Here is a 12212-nt window from a genome sequence, read left to right on the forward strand (position 1 = left end):
ATGAAAAAGTATTTGATCTATACAGGAATGCTGATCGCCGGATTGTTAATCGGGTACCTGTTATTTAATTCGAATGGAAACAACCATAATCACGAGGCAGAAAAGGAGGCCTCCGCACCAGAAACAAAATTCTGGACCTGTTCCATGCATCCTCAGATCATGAAGACCGAACCCGGTGATTGTCCGATCTGTGGAATGGAACTAATCCCGGCAGATGCTAATGCCGACGGACTCACTGCAGCGCAATTCCGCATGTCGGAACATGCCATGGCGTTGGCAGATATCAACACGTTCCCGGTAGGGTCATCAGAAACAGAAAAAGGAACACTTACCCTTTCAGGAGAGATTCGTACGAATGAAAAGAGTGCTGCTGTTCAGTCCTCCTATTTTAAAGGAAGAATAGAAGAGCTAATGATCCGAAGTGAAGGAGAATCCGTTAAAATCGGACAAATGCTGGCACGTATCTATTCTCCTGACCTCATCGCTGCACAACAGGAATTACTCACCGCTTCCAAATTAAAGTCCAGACAACCGGAATTATACCAGGCTGTACGTCAAAAGTTACTGAACTGGAAACTCAGTGAAAAACAAATAACAGCGGTAGAAAATTCTGGAAAAGTATCGGAATATTTCCCGGTCTATGCTACCATTTCCGGAACGATATCGGCTAAATTAGTAGAAGAGGGTGACTATGTACAGACCGGACAGCCTCTATTTAAGATTGAAAAGCTTACCGATCTTTGGGCCATTTTCGATCTATACGAAAGCGACCTGGGAGCTGTACAACAAGGGCAAAAAATGGAGATCATCACGAATGCATACCCTGGTAAAAGTTTTTCGGGAAATATCGATTTTATAGATCCGATACTGAACAGTCAGAAACGTACTGTAGAAATACGTGTTCAACTTCAAAACAATAATGGAGAACTAAAACCTGGTATGTTTGTTGAAGGCACCGTTCAGATTGCAAAAACTTCTGAAAAAGATGTACTCCTCGTACCGAAATCTTCGATATTATGGACTGGCAAACGCTCTGTGGTCTATGTAAAGTCTGCCGATGCTCCGGTTTTTGAAATGAGAATTGTAACGTTGGGAGAAGATCTGGGTGATTCCTATATCATAAAGAGCGGACTTGAAAAAGGAGATCTTGTGGTAAGTCAGGGAACCTTTACCGTTGATGCAGCAGCTCAGCTACAGGGTAAGAAATCGATGATGAACAGAATGGAAAATGCGAAGGGTGAAACCATGCAAATGAATTTCAGCGCCAGATTTAAAGAACAGATGGATCCATTGTTACAGGAATACCTGAACTTACAGGAGGCCCTGGTAGGTTCGGATGCTGCAAAAGTTAAAGTATCTGCCACAAAGGCGGCTACGATCTTCGAACAACTCGATCGCTCAGGATTAGGAGCTATGGAAAATGAACATCTTAAGATGATCGGTTTTTTACTGGATAAGACCAGTAATTCAACCGATCTGGAAGTGCAACGGGATGCGTTTGTCAATCTATCGGAACAGATGATAACTATCTATCGCTCCTTCCCGGACCTCGATCGTTCTTTATACGTCATCAATTGCCCAATGGCAAATCACAATAAGGGTGCAAACTGGCTTAGTGAGAATAAAGAAGTACTCAATCCATATTACGGAGAAGCGATGTTAAAATGCGGAAGTGTAACCGAGGTATTGCAGTAAAAACAGATACATTGTGAAGATCGACTTTTTACAGGACCGAAAAAGAAAGGAATTAATCCTTTCTTTTTCTGATCTTTTGATATAGTCTTATGACATAAACGAGCCAGAACAAAAAAATTGAACCGATAACTAACGAATAAGTCCATAAAAGCTCTGACATCCTGGTCCTGATTATAATGTATCCGGTTAAACCGGATCTGAAGCAAAATCGAATTGACTAAAATGTGCTTAAAAATTATTCCGGGCAAGCCAATTTTTGTAAACCAGTAAACTTGTGGCCGGCACGCAGACTAAAGAAGTTAACACATTGATTACCAATGATATTGATGATTTTGCAATACTGCAAGTTAAGAAAAAATTAACATATATTTCACACTAAAAATGCAGTTCGTATCATCGGTGATCATTTTTAAGGATTTTGAAGAAATAACCTTTTTTATTTATTAAAAAACAAAAAAAGTGCCTGTCTAAAGCACTTTTTATCGGTATTAATTTATAGTCTTATATATCTTAAGCTGTGACTCCTAATAAATTAAAAAGAAATGAAATTAATACCCATGATAGCACTGCTACCAAACTAAATACTACGACTTTTAAAGCGTAGATTAAAAAAGAAGATTCGCTATGTAATGTGTGCCCCATAATGAAAGATTTAATTGTTGATAAAAATTTGATGTATTTGGGGCTGTAATAATGTTGGTAATTTACGTATTATTTTGAAATATTCCAAATAATAATCAAACTTTTAGCGCTGAATACGAGAGAATTATCATACAATATCCATCCATTCACCACCATTATCAGCTGAATCAAAGATCGCATTGACCACCACAATATCCCGCATTCCTTCTTCTCCGGACACCATAACCGTAGAATTATTCATTATTGCCATTGCATCATCATCCATTTGTTGTGCCTGCTGATTGCCAGGCCATGCGTGTAGTTCTTTTCCGTCACTGGTTTCACCCTGTACTCCGGTATACGATTGCATGGGTGCAAGAAAGAAATTTCCAGATTCACAGGTGACATCGAGTTTGTTGATATTCTCCGCAAAAGAAGTCTTACCGGTAGCGATCAATCCATTCTTAAATCGCAATTTAAAAGTGGTAATCTCATCTACATTTCTGAACACATCAGGTCTTGTGGTTTCATGTGCAGCACTTACGGCCACAGGCTCCAAACCTGTAGTGTAACGTATCGCATTGATACAATATACGCCCATATCATATAATGCTCCCCCTCCCATATCCTTTTGTAATCTCCAGTAATCGGAATAGCCTCCCCCATACCGAAATCCCGCAACAGCATCCAATGCAGTAATACTTCCATAAGGTTTGGTTTCCGACCATTTCATAATCAGTTTGGTGTTCGGCTCATGCTGCATTCTGTATCCGATACTTAGTTTTACCTTATTTCGGTTACAGGCATCGATGATCTTCCTGCATTCTTCTGCATTGATGGCCATGGGCTTTTCACACCATACATGTTTCCCTGCTTCAGCAGCCATTATTGCATATTTCATATGAAGACTATTAGGCAAAACAACATAGACCACATCGATCTCATCATTATCAGCAATGGTGTGCATATTCTCATAATTATAAACATTACCATCTGTGATGCCATATTTCTCCTGCCAAACCGGAATTTTTTCAGGACTTCCGGTGACGATTCCCTTTAGTTCACAATGCAAGGTCTTTTGCAGGGCCGGAGCGAGCAGGTCTCTGCTGTAATACCCCAATCCTACCAGGGCTACGCCCAGCTTCTTCTTTGGCCTCAACATACCGAAAGTTGGAAAGGATAAGGTGCTGAAAGCAGCTATTGCTGCCGATTGTACTAAAAACTCTCTTCGATTTGACATATCATCTTAATTAAATGGCACTGATTATATCGTGACGGGTTATAATATCATAGGCGCCACCTGTAAGCTGTACCAAAACCGCTTTATTCTTACGATTGATCAGTCTGGCAGCGGTTTCCAGTGTTGCTGTGGCAGGTAAAATCGGGAAGGGTTCCTGCATCAATTCTTTCACCGATAAATTACCGATATCACGGTTGCCGATAAAAGCCTTTAAAAGTGTTCGTTCATCCAGTGACCCTGCAAATCCTTCGGCATCCTTTACCGGCATTTGAGAAATATCGAAATGCCTCATCCTGTCAATTGCCTGATATACCAATTCTTCAGTTCGTACAGTGATCAGTTCTCTCTCTGAATGTAACAGATCAGAAACGGTGCGAATCTCGGAACTGATAAAACCGTGATCCTGCATCCAGCTATCGTTAAACATCTTTCCCACATAGCGGGTTCCTGAATCGGCGATAACCGCTACTATGATCTCCCCTTCCTTAAAATTAGCAGACAATTGTTCGATTCCCCGAATCACCGCTCCGGAGGAATTTCCTCCTAAAATCCCTTCTTCTCTTGCCAGACGCCGGGTATACACCGCAGCATCACGATCTGTGACCTTGGTAAAACCATCGATAATTTTGAAATCAACATTAGCAGGAAGGATATCCTCCCCTATACCCTCGGTTATATATGGGTAGATCTCATCAGGATCAAAAATTCCTGTCTCATGATATTTCTTAAAAACCGATCCGTAGCTATCCACTCCCCAAATTCGAATATTTGGATTCTTCTCCTTCAGGTATTTCCCTACACCACTGATCGTTCCTCCTGTACCCACACCAGTGATGAAATGATCGATTTTCCCATCGGTCTGCTCCCAGATTTCCGGTCCAGTGGATTCATAATGTGCCCGGCTGTTTGAAGGGTTGTCATATTGATTCACGTACCATGAGCCCGGGGTTTCCTCAGCTAATCTTTTAGATACGGAGTAATAAGATCTGGGATCTTCCGGTGCAACACTGGTAGGACAAACGACCACTTCAGCACCCACTGCCCGAAGAATATCAACTTTCTCCTTCGATTGCTTATCGTTGATCACACAGATCATTCGATATCCTTTGACCACAGCCGCCAGGGCGAGTCCCATTCCTGTATTCCCACTGGTACCTTCAATGATTGTACCTCCTGGTAAAAGGCGGCCGTCTTTTTCAGCATCCCCGACCATTTTGACAGCAATGCGATCTTTGATCGAATTTCCGGGATTGAGATATTCGATCTTAGCTAATACGGTTCCGTTAACAGCAGCACACATGTGGTTCAATCGCACTAGTGGAGTATGGCCAACCGCCCCCATAATATTTTCAAAGAATTTCATTTAGCCCCTCATTTTCAATAATTTCCCTTTAAGAAAATTACGGAAAAAAAAGCATTTGAAGAAGCTCCGTTGAAATGGGGATAAAATACAGGTTACTCAAACCTGATGGAACGTGCCGGCGAAATCTTTGAGATAATATAAGAAGGAATGAGCAACATTAGCAGGCAAAGCAATAAGGTTCCGATATTCAAAATCACAATATGCCAGGGATCGATCAGCACGGGAGCAGTTGAGACATAATACGTGGATGGATCCAATGGAATAACCTTAAAGTAATTTTGAACCAATAAAATAGTTAGTCCGATAATATTCCCCCAGAATAGTCCGATCCCGATCAAATACGCTGCATTGATCAGGAAGATCTTACGAATACTCCAGTTCGACATGCCTTGCGATTTCAGTATACCGATCATGGGCGTTCGTTCAAGAATGAGAACGAGCAATGCTGTGATCATATTGATTCCTCCAACGATGATCATGATACCGATAATGATGGCTATATTAAAATCAAATAGTGAAAGCCATTCAAAGATCGTGAAGTACTTGTCAGCGATCGTTTGTGAATCGAGCGTTGATAAGGTCTTGCCATAAACCTCCCGTCCAATGTTCTTGAGGTTATCAAAATCATCTACGAATACTTCAAAGGACCCTACCTCATCTTCTTTCCATTTGTTCATACGCTGAATATGTCGAAGGTCTACGAACATGTAGTTGGCATCGAAGTCCTGAAATCCGCTGTCATAGATTCCCACGATCCTGAACTTGATCTGATTGGGAATATCTCCACCATCATCTTTTAAAAAGAAGGCCCAAAAATCATCTCCCACATCCAGCTTCAACCGGGAAGCAAGATAATTAGAGATCAAAGCCTCCTCATTGCGCTTATTGTTGTAGTCAGGAAGTCGCCCTTTGATAAGAAATTCTTTAAAGGGCTCCCAATTATAATCTTTTCCTACGCCTTTAGCAATCACCCCTTCAAACGTCTCATCGGTCCGGATTATTCCGCCTTTGGTAGCCACGGCCTGAATGTGACTGATTCCTTTTACCGTGTTGAATTCAGGGTAAAAATCCTGATGGATCGAAACCGGGTTAACGGAGACATCAGAGGTGTTATTATCATAATTAAAGATCTGAATATGACCGTTGAAGGCAGAAACCTTTTCTCTGATCTTTTGCTGTAATCCGATACCCGTTGCCACGGCGATCATCATCATGATGAGTCCGAGTGCAATTGCCACGATAGCAATTTTTATAATTGGTGCCGAAATACTACTTTTATGCTCCTTACCTCTAATCAGGCGTTTGGCGATAAAGAATTCTAAATTCAATTTATGATCAGATTTAACAGCTTCAAAAATACATTTTTATTCTTGTTTTTGACATGTATCGCATGTGGCAATACCACAACCCAAAAATCCGGAGCTAATTCCGATTCCCGAAACGAAGGTGAAACATCGGTCACAGAGAGCACCGTAGTCGATCCTATTGTAACTGGTGCTGAAAGAATTGCAGCATATTTGCCGTTACTAAAAGATAAGAAAGTTGGAGTTATTGCCAACCCCACATCGATAATTCAAGGTTCAAAGGAAACCGATCCCCCTACCCATCTGGTCGATTCGTTACTGGCTTCAGGAATTGATATCGTACGTGTATTTTCACCGGAACACGGCTTCAGAGGCAATGTAGATGCTGGCGAGGAAATCAGTGACGGAAGCGACAGCAAAACCGGACTTCCCATAATTTCATTATATGGAAAGAACAAAAAACCACTACCCGATCAATTAAAAGGTCTCGATATTCTGGTTTTTGACATTCAGGATGTTGGGGTACGATTCTATACGTATATCTCTACCCTCCATTATGTGATGGAAGCCTGTGCGGAGGAAGGTAAGAAATTGATCGTTCTTGATCGTCCGAATCCCAATTGCAGCTATATCGACGGACCGGTACTCGAAAAAAAACACAGCAGCTTTTTGGGAATGCATGAAGTCCCGTTGGTCTATGGCATGACGATCGGAGAATATGCGCAAATGATCAATGGCGAAAAATGGTTAAAGAATGGTGTTCATTGCGATCTCGAAGTGATAACCTTGAAAAACTATAACCGGGAAATGAGTTACAGCCTGCCGATCCGCCCCTCTCCCAACCTTCCAAACGATCAGTCTATCGCTTTATATCCGGGGCTTGGACTCTTCGAAGGTACAACGATCAATGCAGGACGAGGAACTTCCTATCAATTTCAACGATACGGAGCACCGGAACTCGATCCGGAAGTTTTTGAATTTTCCTATGTTCCCGAACCGAATTTCGGTTCAAAGAGTCCGAAACACCAGGGAGAAAAATGTTATGGTGAAGATCTCAGTTCGATAACTCCCCCTCAAAAGGTAAACCTGGGATGGATCATGAAAGCCTATAATCACAGTAACGATAAAGAGAAATTCTTTCTTACCGCTTCCTTTACCAAACATGCGGGAACGGAATCACTTCAGGAACAGATTGTATCGGGAGTTAGTGAGACGGCGATACGACTTACATGGAAACCTGCAATCGATAATTTTAAAAAGATACGCGCAGCTTATCTTCTTTATCCCTGAGCGTCCTTTTTTTCGATCGTTTTTTCGAGATGCTTGTTACCTTTGAATGGAAGGGTAAGTAACCTACCGATCCGGGTTTGAGAATCCACTTCCGGACAGGTATCAACTCCATAGATGATCTTTTTGGGTTCCAAAACTGAAAATGTTCCAAAAATACGATCCCAAAAAGAAAAGATATTGCCGTAATTCGTATCGGTATATGGAAGCTTATAATGATGATGAACCTTATGCATATCGGGAGAAACGATAACCCAACTGATCATACTGTCCAGAACATCCGGCAATTTAATATTGGCATGATTGAATTGAGACAACACTACTGAAACCGACTGATAAAGTAATACATAAGCAACGGGTACACCTCCCAAAAATACAGCAAGTGTAGTACAGGCAAACCGGATTACACTTTCTCCCGGATGATGTCGGTTTGCGGTTGTGGTATCAACGCACGTATCGGTATGATGAATTAGATGAAGTCGCCAAAACGGTTTGATCTTATGTTGGATCCAATGGGCGAACCAGGCACCGACAAGATCAAGAATCAGTAAGGCGATACATACCTGCACCCATAACGGAAGCTCAAACCATTGCAGCACACCAAACTTATGCTGTAACGTCCAGTTACTGGTCATAAACAGCAAAAATGCAAGAATGAAATTTACGATAATAGTGGTCAGTGTAAAAAAGAGGTTAGGCCATGCATGTCTGAATTTCCGGTAATCGAACCGGAAAAGTGGAATGATATATTCAAGAACCCAAAAAAAGGTAATCCCTCCTACCAGAATAAGGCTGCGGTGAGAAGAAGGAATGGTTTCAAAATATGCGATAAGATTTTCCATCGCTAAAAGATAAACAGAAATTATCTACTTAGGGATACGCTTTTTCATTTCTTCCACTATGCGATAAGCAGCAGGACAAATTGCGACGTTCTTCAACGTAAGGTTTGCGATCTGATGAAATTTCTTTCGGTCGGTATGCGGATATTCCCGACAAGCCTTAGGGCGTACCTCATAGATCATACAAAAATTATCGTGTCCAAGAAATGTACAGGGTACTTGCTGTAAGACATAATCATTATCTTCATCGACTCTGAGATACTGATCTATGAATTGCTGAGGCTTCATCTTCATAAACTTTGAGATTCTTTCGATATCTGCATTGGTAAACAAAGGTCCCGTGGTCTTACAACAATTCGCGCATTCCAGGCAATCGGTATTTGCAAAGGTTTCATCGTGAAGTTCCTGCATGATATAGTCGAGATCCTTTGGCGGCTTTTTTCTTAGCTTGCTAAAGTATTTCTTATTCTCGGTTTGTTTTACCGCTGCCATTTTAGGCAGGTTTTCGATCAGGTCCTTCATATTTTCTCGCATACTTCCGGATCAAGGATCCGAATTGATGTAACAAAATACAAATTTAAGAAAGTTTGTTTCGGCATCAATCAGGAAAACAATGTAACATGTTACATCGTTACATTGTTACGCTGTTACATGGATACCCTGTTGCATTGTAAAAAATAATGCAGAAATCAGGAAAGCGTAAAACAGGGACACCGGCAACCTAAGTGATTACCGGTGTCCATTCTAAACTAGAACTAGAACTAATAACTTATAAACGGCACGATTTATGTGGCATAATTGAAGGTCAACTCCTTATATTTAAGGGATTTTCGAAGATTTTGATAAAATTTTAACACCATGTTTTAGGAATAAAAATCTTAATTTGCAGTATTCAAAAAACCTTTTAAACTAGTATTTACTTTAAAATGATTAACTTAACAATGATGAAAAAAGTCAGCTTGCTCTTATTACTTAGCCTATTTGTATTTTCCGTTAATGCTCAATCTGAACAATGGTCTGCAGGCACGAGTTCCACCTTGCTAAACTTAAAGGAAAAAAAATGGGATGATGTGGACGGTACGCCTTATTTGAATAACGGAGAATTTGTAAAAGGTGAGATCATACAAAATGGGAAGCATATTAAAAATCAAGACTTACGTTACAATGCTTATCAGGATCGCATGGAAATTATGGTAAGTAAAGATGAAGTTTATGAAGCTTCCAAGGATGAGGATATTCAATTCGTTTTACAGTATCAATTATTAAAACAAGTGAAGTATTCCAAAGATGATTCGGTAAGAAACGGATACATGTTTTGCCTTTCCTGTGGTGATGAAGTAAGCTTATTTAAAAAGATATCCAAGGTATACCTGCCGGCTGAACAGGCTCAAACAGGTTATCACAAAGATAAGCCTGCCCGTTTTAAGGATCAGGAACAATTATATCTGAAAATTCCGGAATACGATTATGCCATTCCGTTAGAGAGCTCTCAAAAGAAGATCCTCAGTCAGTTTGAAGGCGCGGAAGATAAGTTAAAAGCTTATGTGAAGTCTGAAAAACTAAAATTAAGAAAAGAGGAAGACCTTATTCAACTTATTGATTATTATAAAATGATAAAATAAAAGAACAACATGAAACGCATCGCCTTATTACTGGTTTGTAATCTATTGGTCCTTTCTGCCTTTGCACAATCGGAACAATGGAGTGTGACCGGAAACTCGACCCTCCTGAATCTTAAGAACAAAAACCTTGAAAACGTTGAAGGATCACCGTACCTCAAAGAGGGCAACTTCACCAAAGGAACGATCATAAAGAATGGAAAAGAGATCAACAATATGGACCTTCGTTATAATGCTTTTCATGACAGGGTTGAAGTGTTGGTTAAGGAAGATGAAGTTTATGAGACGACCAAATCGGACAATATTGAATTTATGATCGACGGACAACTTGTAAAAGCTATCCCCTATCTTGTTCGTGGTAAGGTCAATACCGGTTTTCTATTCTGTCTTTCCTGCGAAGATGGCATCGATCTTTATAAGAGATATTACAAAGAATATCTGGAACCGGAAACCGGTGCCACCGGATATCATAAAGACAAACCTGCCCGATTTATAGAACATGAGGAACTCTATATCAAAACACCAGAAATGGAGTATCCACAAGCGCTGGAACATTCTAAAAGGAAGATCGCCAGACAATTGGGAGGTAATGAAGATCAACTCACTGCATTTATAAAATCAGAGGATCTGGATCTTAAGGAAGACATCGATAATATCAAACTTGTCAATTATTACAGAACTATTCAAATAGATTAAACTTGAAAGACCTGTTAGGCAAAGCCATTTACGATTACCATCTCGGTAAGGATACCGGGATTTTATATACGGAAACATCCATCTCTGAAACTGAGGAAATGGATGTTTCCTATTTTTTTCGCCCTTTTAAAGATATGCCGGAACTCGAACAGAAAGCGCTTCAACTTGCAAAAGGTAAAATTCTGGATATCGGTTGTGGTGCAGGGAGCCACGCATTGTATTTACAAGATGAACGGGAACTGGAAGTAAAAGCTATCGACATTTCACCGTTGTCGGTGAAAACAGCTAGTTCCAGAGGAGTTAAAAATGCTGAATGTATTGACCTTTTCGAACTTGAGGAACAACAATACGATACCGTATTATTACTTATGAACGGTTCCGGGATTTTGGGGTCCTATGAAGGACTCTACACCGGACTGAACAAATTGCGATCTTTAATTGCACCGGGAGGACAAGCACTTATCGATTCGTCTGACCTGATCTATATGTTCGACGAAGATGAAGATGGTGGGAAATGGGTGCCTGGAGATCAATACTACGGACAACTGGAGTTTACCATCACGTATGATGATGAATCTGAAACCTTTCCATGGCTATACATCGATTTTGATTCCCTCGCTCAGGCCTGTGCACATTGTGGACTTTATTGCGAAATGATTCTGGAAGGCGAGAATTACGACTATCTGGCGAGGATCACGGCGGCGATATGAATTATGGATAATGGATTAAGGATTTATTGACAATTCAATCAAATATCATTTAGAACTTACCACTTACAATTGACCACTCCCTCTCCGCAATCAAGGCTGTACGCTAAGGTATATTCAGGTATTTATGGGTTTGAAGTGAAACTTTCCATTTCGGATTTTTCATAACATATTCCACGATCTCCGGAATCATTTTCTCTCTTTTACTCCATTCCGGTTGCAGATAAAGAATACATTGTTCACCTACTCTCGCCGCTTGTTCCTCTGCGAATTTAAAATCATGCAGATTATACACGATCACCTTGAGTTCATTTGCCTTTTCATAAACCTCATCAACAGGCAATTTCATTTTCTTTGGAGAAAGACAAATCCAGTCCCATTCACCGGTAAGTTTATAGGCTCCCGAGGTCTCAATATGCGTTTTTAACCCTTTAGCTTTGAGTCCGGCTGTTAATGGCCCCATATCCCAGGTAAGTGGTTCCCCACCAGTGATAACAATGGTATCAGAATAGGCTGCTGCATTTTCAATGATACTGGTGATCGGGGTGGGTGGGTGGGTCTCGGCATTCCAGCTTTCTTTGACATCACACCAATGACAGCCCACATCACAGCCTCCTACCCGAATAAAATAAGCTGCAGTTCCTTTGTGATATCCTTCACCCTGAATGGTATAAAATTCTTCCATCAAAGGAAGCCATTCTCCTTTTTCAACCAATGGTAATATCGCTGTTTTTGTCATGCGGCAAAGATACGTATAGTTTATCGCTCAGAAACACTTCGAAAGGAATTTCTGATGATATCCCTCAAATCCGGTATATTATTGAATTCTTAATGTTTACAA

The 12212-nt window shown here is 40.6% G+C and carries 11 protein-coding genes; 5 read left to right on the forward strand and 6 right to left on the reverse strand.

What is annotated here, in order from left to right; genetic code table 11:
• A complete protein-coding gene (locus DMZ48_RS15280; RefSeq protein ID WP_143956034.1) occupies positions 1-1695 on the forward strand; it encodes an efflux RND transporter periplasmic adaptor subunit in 1695 nt (564 codons plus the stop codon).
• Between the two features lie 769 nt (positions 1696-2464).
• Here DMZ48_RS15280 and DMZ48_RS15285 read toward each other — a convergent pair.
• From DMZ48_RS15285 to DMZ48_RS15295, 3 genes are all read right to left on the reverse strand, one after another.
• Positions 2465-3556, reverse strand: coding sequence for a Gfo/Idh/MocA family protein (locus DMZ48_RS15285; RefSeq protein ID WP_143956035.1), 1092 nt, complete (start codon positions 3554-3556; stop codon positions 2465-2467).
• A 10-nt stretch (positions 3557-3566) separates the two neighbouring features.
• Positions 3567-4919 (reverse strand): pyridoxal-phosphate dependent enzyme, encoded by a 1353-nt coding sequence (locus DMZ48_RS15290; RefSeq protein WP_143956036.1) that lies wholly within the window; start codon positions 4917-4919, stop codon positions 3567-3569.
• A 92-nt stretch (positions 4920-5011) separates the two neighbouring features.
• Positions 5012-6247, reverse strand: a complete 1236-nt coding sequence (locus DMZ48_RS15295; protein ID WP_143956037.1) for an ABC transporter permease — start codon at positions 6245-6247, stop codon at positions 5012-5014.
• 3 nt (positions 6248-6250) lie between these two features.
• Between DMZ48_RS15295 and DMZ48_RS15300 the strand changes: the two genes are divergently transcribed.
• Positions 6251-7513 carry an exo-beta-N-acetylmuramidase NamZ family protein gene (locus DMZ48_RS15300; RefSeq protein WP_143956038.1) on the forward strand — a complete coding sequence of 421 codons (1263 nt, stop codon included), beginning with the start codon at positions 6251-6253 and terminating at the stop codon, positions 7511-7513.
• Here the strand turns inward: DMZ48_RS15300 and DMZ48_RS15305 are convergent.
• Together DMZ48_RS15305 and DMZ48_RS15310 are read right to left on the reverse strand one after the other, a co-directional pair.
• Complete coding sequence (locus tag DMZ48_RS15305) at positions 7504-8352, reverse strand: sterol desaturase family protein (RefSeq protein ID WP_143956039.1); 849 nt, start codon at positions 8350-8352, stop codon at positions 7504-7506. The genes DMZ48_RS15300 and DMZ48_RS15305 overlap by 10 nt on opposite strands.
• A gap of 24 nt (positions 8353-8376) precedes the next feature.
• Complete coding sequence (locus DMZ48_RS15310) at positions 8377-8871, reverse strand: YkgJ family cysteine cluster protein (RefSeq protein ID WP_143956040.1); 495 nt, start codon at positions 8869-8871, stop codon at positions 8377-8379.
• Positions 8872-9290: 419 nt separating this feature from the next.
• On the opposite strand from DMZ48_RS15310, the gene DMZ48_RS15315 reads away from it, so the two are divergent.
• The 3 genes from DMZ48_RS15315 to DMZ48_RS15325 are packed head-to-tail and all read left to right on the forward strand — an operon-like array spanning position 9291 to position 11374.
• Positions 9291-9971 (forward strand): hypothetical protein, encoded by a 681-nt coding sequence (locus tag DMZ48_RS15315; RefSeq protein WP_143956041.1) that lies wholly within the window; start codon positions 9291-9293, stop codon positions 9969-9971.
• A 9-nt stretch (positions 9972-9980) separates the two neighbouring features.
• Positions 9981-10664 (forward strand): hypothetical protein, encoded by a 684-nt coding sequence (locus tag DMZ48_RS15320; RefSeq protein WP_143956042.1) that lies wholly within the window; start codon positions 9981-9983, stop codon positions 10662-10664.
• A 2-nt stretch (positions 10665-10666) separates the two neighbouring features.
• A complete protein-coding gene (locus tag DMZ48_RS15325; protein ID WP_143956043.1) occupies positions 10667-11374 on the forward strand; it encodes a class I SAM-dependent methyltransferase in 708 nt (235 codons plus the stop codon).
• Between the two features lie 103 nt (positions 11375-11477).
• Here the strand turns inward: DMZ48_RS15325 and DMZ48_RS15330 are convergent, their stop codons facing one another.
• Positions 11478-12110: a 7-carboxy-7-deazaguanine synthase QueE gene (locus DMZ48_RS15330; RefSeq protein WP_143956044.1), complete on the reverse strand. Its 633-nt coding sequence runs from the start codon at positions 12108-12110 to the stop codon at positions 11478-11480.
• Between the last annotated feature and the right edge of the window lie 102 nt (positions 12111-12212).

The organism is Robertkochia solimangrovi (assembly GCF_007279655.1).
Taxonomy (GTDB): domain Bacteria; phylum Bacteroidota; class Bacteroidia; order Flavobacteriales; family Flavobacteriaceae; genus Robertkochia; species Robertkochia solimangrovi.